Origin of the sequence: Calothrix sp. NIES-2098 (assembly GCF_963875125.1) — a bacterium.
Classification (GTDB): domain Bacteria; phylum Cyanobacteriota; class Cyanobacteriia; order Cyanobacteriales; family Nostocaceae; genus Aulosira.
This window is the reverse complement of the sequence record NZ_CAWNKJ010000001.1, coordinates 7,639,831-7,654,636: the sequence shown is the minus strand read 5'-3', so window position 1 is coordinate 7,654,636 and position 14,806 is coordinate 7,639,831. Positions and strand designations below refer to the sequence as shown.

General features: G+C 41.6%; 14 protein-coding genes. 5 read left to right on the top strand and 9 right to left on the bottom strand.

The window, feature by feature from the left end:
* Positions 1-18: 18 nt before the first annotated feature.
* Together AACU33_RS32280 and AACU33_RS32275 are read left to right on the top strand one after the other, a co-directional pair.
* Positions 19-714 carry a histidine phosphatase family protein gene (locus AACU33_RS32280; protein WP_339376410.1) on the top strand — a complete coding sequence of 232 codons (696 nt, stop codon included), beginning with the start codon at positions 19-21 and terminating at the stop codon, positions 712-714.
* Positions 715-805: 91 nt separating this feature from the next.
* Complete coding sequence (locus AACU33_RS32275; RefSeq protein ID WP_096594353.1) at positions 806-1,975, top strand: homocysteine biosynthesis protein; 1,170 nt, start codon at positions 806-808, stop codon at positions 1,973-1,975.
* A 162-nt stretch (positions 1,976-2,137) separates the two neighbouring features.
* Here AACU33_RS32275 and AACU33_RS32270 read toward each other — a convergent pair whose 3' ends face one another.
* Positions 2,138-3,151, bottom strand: coding sequence for a hypothetical protein (locus tag AACU33_RS32270; RefSeq protein ID WP_096594352.1), 1,014 nt, complete (start codon positions 3,149-3,151; stop codon positions 2,138-2,140).
* A 367-nt stretch (positions 3,152-3,518) separates the two neighbouring features.
* Between AACU33_RS32270 and AACU33_RS32265 the strand changes: the two genes are divergently transcribed.
* On the top strand, positions 3,519-4,391 hold the full coding sequence (locus AACU33_RS32265) for a tetratricopeptide repeat protein (protein ID WP_096594351.1): 873 nt from the start codon (positions 3,519-3,521) through the stop codon (positions 4,389-4,391).
* Positions 4,392-4,531: 140 nt separating this feature from the next.
* Here the strand turns inward: AACU33_RS32265 and AACU33_RS32260 are convergent, their stop codons facing one another.
* The 3 genes from AACU33_RS32260 to argZ all read right to left on the bottom strand — a co-directional run bounded on the left by AACU33_RS32260 (position 4,532) and on the right by argZ (position 8,095).
* Positions 4,532-5,149 (bottom strand): TMEM165/GDT1 family protein, encoded by a 618-nt coding sequence (locus AACU33_RS32260; protein ID WP_096594350.1) that lies wholly within the window; start codon positions 5,147-5,149, stop codon positions 4,532-4,534.
* A 292-nt stretch (positions 5,150-5,441) separates the two neighbouring features.
* Positions 5,442-5,954, bottom strand: coding sequence for a DUF2085 domain-containing protein (locus AACU33_RS32255; protein WP_096594349.1), 513 nt, complete (start codon positions 5,952-5,954; stop codon positions 5,442-5,444).
* A gap of 29 nt (positions 5,955-5,983) precedes the next feature.
* Positions 5,984-8,095: a bifunctional arginine dihydrolase/ornithine cyclodeaminase gene (gene argZ, locus AACU33_RS32250; RefSeq protein ID WP_096594348.1), complete on the bottom strand. Its 2,112-nt coding sequence runs from the start codon at positions 8,093-8,095 to the stop codon at positions 5,984-5,986.
* Between the two features lie 260 nt (positions 8,096-8,355).
* On the opposite strand from argZ, the gene AACU33_RS32245 reads away from it, so the two are divergent.
* On the top strand, positions 8,356-8,778 hold the full coding sequence (locus AACU33_RS32245) for a GNAT family N-acetyltransferase (RefSeq protein WP_096594347.1): 423 nt from the start codon (positions 8,356-8,358) through the stop codon (positions 8,776-8,778).
* 184 nt (positions 8,779-8,962) lie between these two features.
* On the opposite strand, the gene AACU33_RS32240 is transcribed toward AACU33_RS32245, so the two are convergent.
* The 3 genes from AACU33_RS32240 to hppD form a co-directional block, all read right to left on the bottom strand.
* Positions 8,963-9,229, bottom strand: coding sequence for a hypothetical protein (locus tag AACU33_RS32240; protein WP_096594346.1), 267 nt, complete (start codon positions 9,227-9,229; stop codon positions 8,963-8,965).
* Positions 9,230-9,403: 174 nt separating this feature from the next.
* Positions 9,404-11,059 carry an alpha/beta hydrolase gene (locus tag AACU33_RS32235; RefSeq protein WP_096594345.1) on the bottom strand — a complete coding sequence of 552 codons (1,656 nt, stop codon included), beginning with the start codon at positions 11,057-11,059 and terminating at the stop codon, positions 9,404-9,406.
* A 292-nt stretch (positions 11,060-11,351) separates the two neighbouring features.
* Entirely contained in the window at positions 11,352-12,479 is a 1,128-nt protein-coding gene (hppD, locus tag AACU33_RS32230; protein ID WP_096594344.1) for a 4-hydroxyphenylpyruvate dioxygenase, read from the bottom strand.
* 519 nt (positions 12,480-12,998) lie between these two features.
* Here hppD and AACU33_RS32225 point away from each other — a divergent pair.
* Positions 12,999-13,439 (top strand): hypothetical protein, encoded by a 441-nt coding sequence (locus AACU33_RS32225; protein ID WP_096594343.1) that lies wholly within the window; start codon positions 12,999-13,001, stop codon positions 13,437-13,439.
* Positions 13,440-13,531: 92 nt separating this feature from the next.
* On the opposite strand, the gene AACU33_RS32220 is transcribed toward AACU33_RS32225, so the two are convergent.
* A complete protein-coding gene (locus AACU33_RS32220) occupies positions 13,532-14,176 on the bottom strand; it encodes a hypothetical protein (RefSeq protein ID WP_096594342.1) in 645 nt (214 codons plus the stop codon).
* Between the two features lie 4 nt (positions 14,177-14,180).
* Complete coding sequence (locus tag AACU33_RS32215) at positions 14,181-14,798, bottom strand: hypothetical protein (RefSeq protein ID WP_096594341.1); 618 nt, start codon at positions 14,796-14,798, stop codon at positions 14,181-14,183.
* Between the last annotated feature and the right edge of the window lie 8 nt (positions 14,799-14,806).

Below are 14,806 nucleotides of genomic sequence, written 5' to 3'. Positions count from 1 at the left end.
TCGCCAGAGTATATCATTATGCGTCTTATGCGTCGCTACATTATCTTTGGTCTTGGTGCTGTTGCCTTATTGTTATTGCTCAAACCTTTATACAACTCGAAAATTCAAGAAAAGCAAATATCAACTGTTAAACAACCTCAACAATATCTGGAAAATAACAAAGAAAGTTCAGCTTCAGCTTCTATAACTAATGTTTCTGCTAACTCTGAAGCACAAATTTGGTCTCGTCTTCGCCAAGGAAGAGGCTATGTAGTGATTATGCGTCACGCCTTAGCCCCAGGAATTGGCGATCCTCCTGATTTCAAGCTTAATGATTGTTCTACGCAACGCAATCTCTCTGATGAAGGCAGAAAACAGGCAATTAGAATCGGAAAAGCTTTTAAAAGTCAAAAAATTCCAGTTTATAGAGTATTATCAAGCCAATGGTGTCGCTGTTTAGAAACTGCAAAACTGCTGAATTTGGGTAAAGTAGAGCCTTTCCCTACTATCAATTCCTTTTTTAATAATTACAAAACCCAATCTCAGCAAACTGCACAACTGCGTCAATTTATTTTGAATAATCGTAATACCCCTGGTGCGATTGTCATGGTTACTCACGAAATTAACATTACAACAGTCACTAGTGATATTTACCCGAAATCTGGAGACTCAGTAGTGTTACGAGCTAGCGATCGCAACAAAATTGAGGTAGTGGGGCAGATTAAAGCTATTTGATGCTTCTGTGCCTAGATGGGTAGACAAATATAATAATTTCACGTGGCAGCTATTTTGCTCCACAATTAATATATGAATCGCTACATTTAATATGCGAACAATTGCGGAAATTAACGATAAAATCAGCAGCCTACGTGCGGTGGTGTTGACAGTTGAAGAATTAAAAGCACGTGTTGCTGAAGTTGGTGTTACTCAGGTTGCTCAGGAAGTTGATGTAATTACCACAGGCACTTTTGAGCCAATGGAATCGAGTGGTGCAATTATTAATCTGGGACACACTGACCCCCCAATCAAAATTCGCCGTTGTTGGTTAGATGGCGTGCCAGCATACTCTGGTTTTGGCGCAGTAGATTTATACCTGGGTGCTAGTTGTGCCGTTGAGACAAATGATGGAGAAGAAGTTCGGGAACGTGGCGGCGGTCATGTCATTGAAGATTTAATTGCGGGTAAAGCTGTACAAGTCCGCGCACAAGGACAAGTGACAGATTGTTACCCACGAGCCACCTTTGAAACCACAATCATGCGGGAAACAATAAATCAGTTTTACTTATTTAATCCGCGTAATCTTTACCAAAATTTTATTGTGGGAGTAAATGGAGGCGATCGCCCACTGTTTACTTATCTCGGCCCTTTACAACCACGTTTAGGCAATGCTGTTTATTCTAACCCCGGTGCAATTTCACCTTTACTCAATGACCCAGATTTACAACTGATCGGTATTGGAACCAGGATTTTTTTAGGCGGTGGTATTGGTTATGTCGCTTGGGAAGGTACTCAACACTTCCCCTTACAAAAACGTTTAGCCAATCATACCCCCATTGGGCCTGCTGCCACTTTAGCTTTAATTGGTGATGCCAAACAGATGGACGCTCGTTGGGTGAGGGGATGTTATTTCAAAAGCTATGGCCCTTCATTGATGTTGGGCGTAGGCGTACCGCTTCCTGTTTTATCCGCAGAAGTAGTTGAACATTGTGCTGTGCAAGATAAAGACTTAGTAGCGCCCATCGTAGACTTTTCCATTCCTCGGCGTGTTCGTCCGACGTTTGGGTTGGTGAGTTACGCCCAACTCAAGTCTGGGCGTGTCACCATTGAGGGTAAAACTGTGCGTGTTGCACCTCTAGCAAGTTTGTTTTTATCTAGGCAAGTCGCTCTAGAGTTGAAACACTGGATAGAAGCTGGCAAATTTACCCTGACAGAACCAGTTTCCCCAATTCCGATGGAGCGTTCTTTTTTACCTCAAGACCGCTGGACGGAATTTTGATACTGGGGAATGGGAAGGGAGATGAGACAGACAAGGAGAATAATTAATGCCCTATGCCTCATGACGCCAGTTCGCTCAAGTGGGGAAACCCTTTCGACAGTCGCTCATGGGGGAAACCCCCAAGACCGCGCTGCCTCACCACGCGACTGGCTCCCCCATGCCCTACTCTTGAGGTGGTTTTACCCGCTTGATCGGCTTAGGAGCAGGTGTTTTTGGGATAGGTTTCGACACCACAGAGGAGTCGCCGCCTGTTTTTTTGATGGGGCGTGGGGTTTCGCCATTTCGTCTGGGTGGAAATGGTCTTCTACCACCACCGCCAGCACCACCACGAGGAGCACCTCTGAATGGTGGTTTGCGCTTTTTGGGTAAGTCCGCGATCGCTTCGGCAGTTTCTATTAGTAGTAAGTCAGCTTCTCGCTTGGCTTGAAAGTCCCAAAACTTCCCTACAGCTTTAGTAGTCAGAACACCGGTCAGTTTCAACTTGAAATATTTGGGTTTGTCAGTTGGTTTACGCGGAGCCTGCTTGATTTTGACTACTATGCTCTTAGCGTCAAAAGACTGATATACTACTTCACCACGAACTGAGAACCCACCATCAGGAATATCTGATGAGGTCTGTAGGGTGCTTGTAGATTCATCGGTATTTGCGGACACATCATCCGGAACTTGTAATTCTTCTGTTTCCGAATCTGGATCGTCCTCCTCTGTCAGATGTTTAGCCAGTTTTTCTGGCTCCCAAACCCCAACAATTTGGAGGTGCAATGCGTCATTTTCTTGTCTTGTCCGCGGATAAACTACCCACAGATGTTCTTGTTCTAAATCTAAGTGATTCTTAACTAAACTCATAATCCGTCCTAGGAGCACGGCATTGAGTTCTACACCATCTGCGGTCAGCAGATTACCTTGAGTAAATTGTTCGTCACTAGCACGGTAGCGACCTCGGACTAACCCGATCGCGCGGTACTGCATTGGTTCGCTGGGAGGCGGAATCGGTTGCTGCCGATTAGCGAAGTTCCCATTTGAGGCAGTCTCGCTAGGGTTAACAGTCGAATTCTCAAGTTTAGAGGCCTGGGCTGCTACTGTGGGAACATTAGCGGCTGCCTCTACTTTAGTTTGGCCCTGGTTAGAGGCAGAAGAGTTGGAAGATTCAGGCGACGGCATCAGGTCGGAATTCATAAAAAACTCCTTGCGGCGGAGACACATCCCATTGTGGGATTTTACAAAGGCAGCTGAAAAGAGCGTTTGTGCGGCTGATGAAAGTATATTTGCTTTCAACCAACCACGACTTAGCGCTCTATAGGATTCTAAAGGAGCATTTGTACACTAAAAGTGTAATTTAGCGTCTTTAGACTAGTTTCGGGAAGCATATCATAGGTAGAATTCTGACGGCTCCTCCTAAAGTCATCACTTACTTTAGCAGCGTGAATAGTTATTTGTTATAAAATTCACAGACAAACGACGGTATTCCGCAAAGTTTTTGAAATTTTAACTTTCGGATTTATGTAAATGATAGTGTCAATAAAGTTCAGGAGAAATAAGTCTTGTGTCTCAACCGCGAAGCTGGATAGTTAAAGTCATACTGGCTCTGGCAGTTCTGACTTTTGTAGGAATTTCAATGGTTCCCCTTATCAGTGCATTTAATAATAATACACAACCCCCAACTCAGAATAATGCCAGCACTGGGGGCAAGTTAGCTTCAGCTGACCAAAAATCAAAACTCCAAGATGCAGTTCGGGGTTATCAACTGGTTTTGCAAAGGGAACCAGAAAATCAGACTGCTCTTAAAGGTCTATTACAAGCAAGGCTAGAACTCTTAAGTATCAAAGAAGGTGATATTCAGGGAGTAATCGAACCTTTAGAAAAGCTAGCCAAGCTCAATCCCGATCAGACAGAATATGCAGTACTGTTAGCTCAAGCAAAGCAGCAAATTGGTGACAAAGAAGGCGCAGCGCAAGCTTATCGTTCTATTTTGGCTACAAAACCAGGTGACTTGAAAGCTTTACAAGGAATGGTGTCTCTCCTCTTAAGCCAACAACGCCCAGAAGCAGCTATTGGTTTATTGCAAGATACTTTGACTGCTGCACCCCAAGCAAATAAAATCCAGCCTGGAAGTGTAGATACGGTTGCAGTACAGGTGCTTTTAGGCACAGTTCACGCCTCTCAAAAACGTTATACTCAAGCGCTCTCTGCATACGACCAAGCAATCAATAAAGATCCGAAGGATTTTCGCCCGGTTTTGGCTAAGGCGATGCTACTAAAGCAACAAGGCAAAGTCGCAGAAGCTAAACCTTTATTTAATAGTGCTTCAGCTTTAGCACCTGCTCAGTACAAAGACGAAATTAATAAAGCCGCAGCAGCTTCTCCAATACCTACGCCTGCGGTATCTCCTACAGCCTCACCAGAAAGTAAAAAATGAAGATTCATGAGTACTGAGTGCTGAATTTTCACTGCTTAAGTTACAGCTATTAAGTGAGATAATGACTGTCGTAAAGGGCGGGAAAACCCGCCCCTACAGATCCGATGCTGTTGCATTCTTTTTTTAAATTGGTATAAGGCTTATGCTCCTTCGATAGCAGCAACAACACCAAAGATTAAAAACAAGCAGCCACCAATTAAAGTTAGTTGACGTTCAGAAATTTTACCAGCAATCATTTTGCCACCAATTACGGCGATCGCCGCACAAATGGCATGGCCTAAAACTGCGCCTGTAGTGACGCCAATGGGATTATTTCCGGCTGCTAGCGCAATGGTAGCAATTTGCGTGCGATCGCCCCACTCTGCCATAAATGTTAGTACAAAGGCTTCGGTTAAAATTGCCAGTGGTGTTTTTCGTTTAGGTAATTCTAGATCTGCTTGCTTCACCGCAGCTTGAGCTTCTTCTATTACTTCTGTATCACATGCGGGTGACATCTTACTACCTTGATACAGGAGCTTGATACCAAAAGCAATAAACAAAGCTATTTCGGCATAATGAATATAAACCTTTGGCAACAAAGATGCTGTTTGTCCCAACATCACCGAAAGAATTGTCATTGCAGCTAAAGCGGCTATCACCCCTGCGAATACCAACCGCCGCGAGTGGTGCATTGCTAAAATTACGGCGATAAAAAATGTTTTATCACCTAACTCGGAAACTGTAATTAATAACAAACCTGCGGTAAAAGCTGTTAGCACTCTCTCAAGCTCCTGAAGAATCGTTGAACGATGCGAAGCTTGATGAAAGCACTAAAACTCCACCAAGCTCCACACATTGTTGTGTGAACTTAGTGAAGGTCTCGCTTCCAAATATTTTCTACTTGTCATCTGAACCAGGCTCATCACCAGTATGTTGATTCAGATGGGCTGGGTATTAATTACCAGCAGCTACTCCCCTTCTATTCAATCTGAATTTTATAGCTGTCTTAGGCAAGAGTCAACTCTTTTGGGAAATTCCAAATTCTCACTTCTTGCCGCTACCTTTTTTCTATCAAGTTTCCGCAGATGAAAGTCGCCCGTGGAAAATTGGCATAGTAAATAATCCCCATGCCAAACCTGTAATCAATCCGAAAACTGTAACAACGTAATTATTAAAATCCCACCAACCAAAAACTTGCGCTGCTAATTCCAGAGGATAAGCCATCATCAAAACGCTGGCTAGGGCTACACCACGCCAGCCATACTGACTTAACCAATAAAAACCTTTACCATTAGTCACCGCATACAACAGGCGCGTGACAAACAAACCCGTGACAGTGCCGTAACAACGCATACATACAGCCATGATATGAGGTGGTGCTAAATCTAAACCCATATCTGGTTGCGGACACACAACATCGCCCATGAAATAAATAATATTCGCAATCCCTGGCAGTAAGGATACCCCAGACGCAGCCAGAAAGGGAGCAGCTAGCGGGCCAATAACCATACCCGCCAGTAGAAAATCAGCAATAAAACTGACCCAATTAATTTGCAACTCTCTTGTGAAAGCTACTCTTGCCATTCCCTTTCTTACCTTTGCGTCTACATTTCTTAACCTACCTTAGAAATGTATGGACTTGTCAACTTATCTAACTGCTGTGTCAACAGACTGAGGAATAATCCGACATCTGTCACCACACCCACCGATTCTATCGAACCGCGATCGCTTAACTTAGTCACCACTGCTGGGTTAATATCCACACACACCATTTTCACGCCAGCGGGTGTCATATTCCCCACACCAATCGAGTGCAGCATACTAGACAGCATTAAAATCATCTCCGCACCTTCTAGGAGTTTGGCGTATTCTTGCTGCGCTTTAATCAAATCCATTTGGGTATCAGGTAAAGGCCCGTCATCCCGAATTGAACCTGCAAGTACAAACGGTACGTTATTCTGCACGCACTCATACATCACACCACTCTTAATTATCCCCGCCTCCACAGCTTTGGCAATGCTGCCATAACGGCGAATGGTATTAATTACTTTGAGGTGATGGCGATGTCCGCCACGTACAGCCACACCCCGCTTCATGTCTACACCGAGAGATGTGCCCATCATATTTTGCTCGATGTCATGCACCGCGATCGCATTTCCACCCAAAAGCGCTTGCACGTATCCTTCGCGAATCAGCCGCGATAGATGTTCGCCACCACCTGTGTGAATGACTACAGGCCCCGCAGTGAAAACTACTTTACCACCTGCATCACGAATTTTGCGTAATTCCCAAGCGACTTGCTCAACAACTAACTCTACGCGCCGTTCGCTGGAAACGCCACCGGACATAAAGCTAAACTCTTGGGTATTACGCTGTTCCCGCGATTCGGTTTTACGGATCGTGCGGATACCCAAAACATCGACAATTACCTGTTCGCCTACTTCTAAATCGCGTAAAATTTTACACTTAGCTACTATACCATTGGGTGATTCGGTAATGGCGATCGCGCCATCCATGCGCTGATTTTCTACCTTGATCCACCGACCCTTGATCCGCACTTCCGTAGGATAAATCGTACTCACGTAAAAATCATCCGGAGCTACACCAGCTTGGACTACAGGTTCTAGTTTGGCGTCTCGCTCATCTTGGGGCAAATCTACCGCACCCAAATCAATTAACAGCGAGATAATTTCTTCCATTACCTCATGAGATGGCGCTGATACCTTTACTTCAGCGGCTGAGGTACTTTGACGCTGTTCTCCCAAGTTAAAATTCAATACTTGGAAGCTGCCACCTGTGTCTACAATCAAATCTAAAGCGCGGTTAATTAAGCCAGAGTCGAGTAAATGACCTTCTAAGCGGATAATGCGACTTTCTACAGAAACATTCGCATGAACTTCTTCTCTGACTGGTTCTGTCACCCGTAAGGTGAGACATTTGGCTGCACCACCAGCTTTGAGAAATTCTGTCAGTGGCGTTTCAATGATTTGGAAACCCACATCTGTAAGGCGCGATTTCAAAGCATCACTCGCCTTGTTCATGATGACGATGCTATCAACATTCACTGCATTACAGGCGAAGTTCACTGCGTCAGCTTCTTCAATAGCGATGCGCTTTTCTGCTGCTACGCGCATTTCAATTAAGCGGTTGGAGTAGGAATCAAACGCACCGGGATAATAGAGCAAATACCCATTGGCTAAGGGGCAAAAACAGGTATCCAAATGATAGAAGCGCTCATCAATCAGTCTTAAAGAGAGTACTTCAATATCCAGCCACTTAGCTAAGTAGGGATGAGAATCTAATTCTGAACGGAAGCCATATCCCGCCCATAGCCAGCGTCCTTCCCGATCTAGGAGTGCGTCCCCTGCGCCTTCAAAGGGCAAGTCTTTGGGAAGTACGTGTACTGTGTAACCGTTGGCTTCAAACCATTTTTGGAAGTAAGGTTCTTCTCCCTGACGTTCTTTGTGTAAAAAGCGACTAAGAACTACATTATCCCCCAACACTAAACCAGCGTTGGCGGTAAATACCATATCCGGCCAACCTTTTTCGGGGGGTACTAAGTCTACAATGGCGTGGTCTTTGAGGACATGATAGAGTTTTTGCCACTGTTCAACAGCGCGATCGCGGGATGATTTGTGAATGTTCCCTTCCATCCAGGGATTAATCACATAGTCCACATCGTAGTGGTCGGGGGCACACATCAAAAAGCGAATGGGGGAAGTCATAAAAATGTTACAAGCGTTGAGATGCTATAAGCTAATTTAGATACAGAGTCTTGCTGTACCATTTTGTCAACTTTGCTACAAAATGTCTGTATTCTACTAATTGAAGCCGAAACAAAAGTTTGATTTTATTCAATTACCCAAACGGATAAAGTGCAAAGCACATAACGAATATAACGTCAAATACCCAGGGGACTAATGGTACAAAATCGAAAGTTCAATTGTTGTGTAATTGTAGCGTTATTTGGTTATGGAAAATTAAGATGGCAGACCTAAAATTTACAGTTGAGGACGATCCTCAACAAGACGATATTCGTACTGTTATTAATAAGCTTGTTGAATATAACAGCGATCGCCAAAGCGAAAAAGACGAATACCAACCATTAGCTGTATTAATTCGAGACGATCGCGAAATTGTTGGTGGTTTAGTTGGTAAAACTCAATGGGGATGGTTGTTTGTCTCTCACCTATGGGTTGCAGAAGCATTGCGCGGTCAAGGATATGGAAAGCAACTCATGGCTAAAGCTGAAGCAGCAGCTAAACAGCGCGGTTGTAGTTATGCTTACCTAGATACGTTTAGCTTTCAATCTTTAGGTTTTTATCAACGCCTTGGCTACCAAATATTTGGCGTTCTAGAAAACTTTCCCCCAGGACATCAACGGTATTTTTTACAGAAAGAAATTTAGCTGTTTGTAGCGAATCGCGATGATGTCTCTAGAATTATGAAAATTATTTTTTAAAAAAGTATAACTAATACTAAGTTGAAAAACGAGCATAGGATTTGGATTCACAACACCCAAATATAAAATCTCAAATCCTAAAAATTAAATTAGGGGGCGATCGCTTCTACCCCCTTTGGATATGGGCAATTTAACCAATTGCTATATCTGGTTCGTCACAGAAGTTAAATACAGCGGAATCAGTTTCTGAGTCATCTTCAAATACAGCAGAGATATACCACTCGCAGGCTGAATCATTCGTATATTCAGCCCAAGCAATTGTTACTGTTTCACTGGGGGGGATTCCTTCCTCACCTAAGGTAAATTGAGACCACTGTTCATCATCTGGAGATGCCCACAATTCTGTAATAGCCTGATCGGTATTATTGGTAACGGTAAAGGTAAATTGGTCTGACATAAATATTTTACCTAGTCATCTACAAGTACATTACACAAGCTACAGACTACATTCTGCATTCGTAAATGTACTTAAGATGCGCCTAGATTTAAAAAATCTCCAATCAAGTGTGTGAAGCTCTCTAAAATATTGATTAATTGATTGTTTGGTATTCCCTGAGCCGATAGCTGTGTCTTATTTACCTGTAAACTGTTTGACTACGAACATCGCTTGTGGTGGAATCTCAGTCACTAGGCGAATGGGAAATGCCTGAGTAGAAGCAAACTGAGCATAATCTGGTGTGAGAAAAACTGCGTATTTTTCAGCTTCAGGAGTGAGTTGTGCCGCAAAGGACAAGGCTATAGCTTGTAGGTATTTACGAATATCAGCAGCTTGCTCGCCTACTACTTCACCACCAAATAAAGGTGTATTTGGTTTTGTCTGCTGATCCATTGTGGTACTGGGGTCTTTGACACTAAGGTGAGTACCGCCAAGTATCCCAACAAGCCATTTAGGAGATGGGATTTGATTAAAACCAACAATTTGTTCGGGTAAAGCTGGGACTGTTTTATCTGCGGAAGCAGCCCATACTAGAGTTGGTACTTGCAGCTTACTCAGACCAGTTTGACCAAAGATTAAAGCAGCGGTGGGACTGAGAGCGATCGCTCTTTTTATCCTGTTATCTCCTAGTTGATATCTATTGTTTGGTAATTCTTGGGCTACGCATTGCAGCGTTTCACCGAAACTAAACGTAGCTACATTTTGTTTACAACGTTGTTTGAGATTTTCTAGTTGCATTTCGGCTCCAGCAATTGCTAATGCTGTACCGCCACCAAATGAATAGCCAATTACCATCGCATTATTAGTTGCAATCTTTCCTTGCAATGGGTTCTTGGCTGTTTGGTTGAGTTTTTCGAGTTCATCTAAAACAAAGCTAATATCTTTAGGACGATCTAAAAACTCTTGAGGTTGTACAATCTTGGTGTTGTTTTTGAGAGCTAAGTTGACACTTGTCTCATTACTACCAGGATGTTCTAACGCCGCTACTATATAGCCGTGGGATGCGAGATGTTCTGCTAGGTAGCGCATATCTGTACGCACTGAGCCAAAGCCGTGGCTAAAGACGATGACAGGTTTATCAGTAGTTGCAGCGTTTGACCAATAAACATCAACAGGAATTTTGCGATTGCGTTTTTGGTCATTTAACTGCAAGCCAAGAACTTGAAATTGATCGCTTCCCCGCTGGCTGGGATCGAAAGGAAAAGACAGTTGGGATGTAGTGGGGCTGAATTGAGGAGCGATCGCCAACATAAACTGTTGCGTCAGCCAAAAACCTGAATTCAAATTGCTCGCAACAGCAAATGCTCGCGGTAAATTGATTTCCAGGCGGTTACTCGGATAGTTTTTGATAAATGACAGTATAGAAAGACCTTGTGGGGAAACAGATCCCAGAACAAATCCGGCTCTCAGTGCTTGTGCGCCAGCTCGATCTTTTCTCACTAAAGCAGTTGCTAAATCATTGAGAATTGTTGTTCCAATCTGCGTATTTAGTAATCGACTAACGGTGACAACATTGAGAGGTACTCGCGTTCTCAGCGCTCCTAAAACTAAGCGGCGCTCTTGTTCCGATAAACTATTGGTGAAAAACTGCAAATCTCTGGGAAATTTTCCAGTTTCAGCAGCAGTTTGGAGATCTGCAACAGAGATAGATTCTGCAAATGGGCCAAATCGCACAACAACTGTATCAGCAGCTTTTGCAGAGGTATTTATCCCCAAAATTTGTGCGATCGCTAGCCCACACAACCAACCTGTAAGATTTTTTAGACTTCCCCTGGTGTATCCTGTGAACATCTTTATTTTTCCACGCTTAGGGGAATATAGCTGTATTCGTGTATTTTACTACCCATGCTGTAAAAAATCTTATCAGTTGTTGAATTGCACATTACGAATTAGAATCAAACAATCGTCTTTGTTGCAAACACTTCTATCAATCTTATTAAATGCAAAGATTGTTTCGATAAATGCTTATACATAATCAACTTACGCTAAAGCAAAACTTATGGATGCAATGCTCAAATCGATTAACGCTTAGATAAAACAAATAAACGAAGAGACATTATAGACTAGCTTAATTTAACTATTTTTATAAATTACCTCTGTTAGCTTGTTCGCGCTCAATTGCTTCAAATAATGCCTGAAAATTCCCGTTACCTAATCCTTGTGAGCCTTTACGTTGAATAATTTCAATAAAAAATGTGGGTCTAGCCACTAAAGGTTTTGTAAAAATTTGCAGTAGGTATCCTGTTTCATCTCGATCGAGCAAAATTTTCAGTTCTCGCAAAGTATTAATATCTTCATCAATTTCACCAATACGTCTTGGTAAATTTTCGTAGTAGATATCAGGTGTATCTAAAAATTCAATACCATTACTCCGCAATTGTTTTACTGTTTGAATAATATCGTTAGTTCTCAGTGCAATATGTTGTATTCCTGCCCCGTGATGAAAATCTAAATATTCTTGAATTTGTGATTTGCGATATCCTGGGGCTGGTTCGTTAATTGGAAACCTAATCTGAGCAGTATTGTTTTGCAAAACTTTGGACATCAAAGCTGAATATTTAGTTGAGATATCATCACTAGTAAATTGTTGACTTTCCTGCAAATCCAATACTCGATGATAGAACTCAGCCCATAAATTCATTTTTCCGCATTCGACATTAATGACAATATGGTCAATATCAACTAGACCAGTTGATATTGCTATTGGTATGTTTTCAATAGGAACATATTGCGGTGCAAACTGTGTATAGTTATGACGCTCTATAAATGAATGAATGATGTCGCCGCTATAGCTGGCGATCGCAGCTTTGATAAGATATCCATTTTCTGTTGTGTAGATTTTTGGTTCTTGTATAGGTTTTGCTCCCCGTGCGATCGCGGTTTGGAAGCAAGCACGCGCATCATCAACTAGCAAGGCAATATTATATACTCCATCTCCGTGCAACCTGACATATTCAGCCACCGATCCATCTGGTGTCAGGGGAGAGGTAAACACAAAGCGAATATCAGACTGTTCTAGGACAAACGAGATGCGATCGCGCAATCCAGTTTCCAATCCAGCATAGGCGATCGCTTTAAAGCCAAAAGACTTGCAATAAAAGTAAGCAGCCTGTTGCGCATTGCCAACATAGAATTCTACATAGTCAATTTTTTGCAGTTTTATTGCAGGGTTGTGCTGTAAGTTGGCTAAATTATTTTCTCTAATCTGCATGAGTATTTCCTAAATTTTACAAATTATTTATATTAGTAATTTTAGATTTTTTTAATACCAAATAATATAAATTACTAATTGATTGGGGAAATAGGCATAGGGTGAGCAATGCCCACCTAATATATATACAAATAATTTAGGATGCTTATAAAATTTCTCAGCATAACAAGTTATTATGCTACAAAACATCTTTCTGTAATATTTTCTACCATTTTTTGATGATTTTTAAAATAATCCTTTAGATAGTTTGCACTAAGCATAATTTGTTGTTTAGCTTTCCTTGCGCGAGGCTAAGATGCTTAATGATTAAATTTTTTATTATAGATTGATATTGAGTGAGTGCAACCATTAATCAGTGTTGATTGCCACAAAAATTAAATAGGCGATCGCCTATTTTAATAGTGTAAATAAACTCTACAAAATTCGTGTAGTGAAAGTTTCTCTTCTTGCGATTGCAGCTTTCATCACTACACTTGTTGAGCAGATGTTATCAATTACATAAAATTTCTTGCTGACTATATGCGTCGTAAACTCATTTATATTTTACTTTTATTACTTTCACTAGGTATTGTAACTTTGTTATGGCCTGTAAATGATTCTGATTGTAATTCAGAAGCTTTCCTCGCCTCAAAAACTAAAAAATTTCAAGTACAAGCTACTAAAGTTGTAGTTCAGCCTTGGCGAGGAGAACATCATGTATATGGTATCTTTATGGTTCCTAATGAATATAAGCAATCCCCACTTTTTGTATTAACTGTCAAAGGTTTTGGTAGTGAATGTTCCAAGCCATTTGGCTACAGCCAATACTATGATGATATTTCTGCCAAACCTGGAACTCATTTGGTGAGAGACTACATTAGAACTCGTACTGCATTGCGGCTAATTCTGCAAGGTTTGTACTGGCAATTAAATGATAAACAGAACTGGACTTTGACCTATCCTCAACCTCAAAATAGATGATTTGTAAGTATTTTAGGGGCTAAAAATTTTGATTCGGGATTGTGCAATCGACCTTTTTTATTGAGCCATATGCACCCAATTTTTCAAAACTCCTAGACAGTATACCCGTATGTTTTGTAAGACCCATTATTTCTATACACACAACATAATCTGATAGCTATACCTATAATTTTCTCCAACATTGCTTCATTCGCGTATTCCATTGTGCTACAAGGTATTGGATCGTCTATTTCATCAAAATTACTTGGGAAGAAAATCGATTGAGGCTCATACATTTCGATATATTTCTTCGATATAGCTTGCACTGTGGCTTCGCTATCACCAGTACTTAAGATGTTGGCCATCAGATCCTCTGTGTTGCGATCCCAGACTGCTCCCCACATACCATCATTACAGTCACCATCGCCCACATTAAAAACCATACGTAACTGCAACGATTCTTGATTCGGGTACATAATATCGAAATCAAACCAGTAGTACTGTCCCACTTTATTGAGATAGTAAGCTGGATCGTTATACGACTGAGAATTTTCTATATGATGTTCAGGTATATTAGGACAGTCAGCATAAGCAGCTGTACTGCATGTACCTAAAATTGCAACTGGACGAACAGGAATAAAAATTTCGTCATCGTTTAATACTCCTGCATCGTTAAACGCTTTTTTCAGAAATTTTGGTACTTCCGGTCTTAATTCATGCGCAAGAGGCGAAAGTTCATTGATACATGCTGCCCACATTCGTTTATATTTGCTGAATAACAATGTCGTATCTTTCTTGAATAGAAGCTAAGTTGAAGGCTTGATTATTTCGGTTGCGAATAGCATTAAATTTCTTCTTTGAAGGCTCATCAATGAGTATCGGTCTTCTCCAACCATCTCTTATCTTAAAAATCTCTCTCTGGTAACACTCAAGAGTTGTAAGAACCATACTAGTTAGACTGGAATAAGCCAATCTCGTGTAATCATCATCGGTTATGACAAGAATTGGAGATGCTTCTCTTTGATCACAAACCGCAAAATGAACCCACCTCTCAAACTCCCAAAACATAACTAAGTTTGGAATTTTCACTCGTTCTCTAACAACCTCTGATACATTGTCATAGTAGCTATATTGAATAGCTTTTTCTAGAGAAATCAGGGCAAGGGCTTCATCCAAATGACATGGTGTGACAAAAAGACTACTACCATTTGTCCACTGATAAAGTTCTCGGATCTCTTGAGTAATTTGTATCGGAAGATTTCTTATTGTGTTATCAATCTCTTGTGAAGTTAACCCTGGATTTAAGGATGCTGCCAGATCTGGGTGATGTTGCCACAACCAGTATTCAAGTTGCTCAAGAGTTTCTGTCAGAACTGTCATAAATCCAC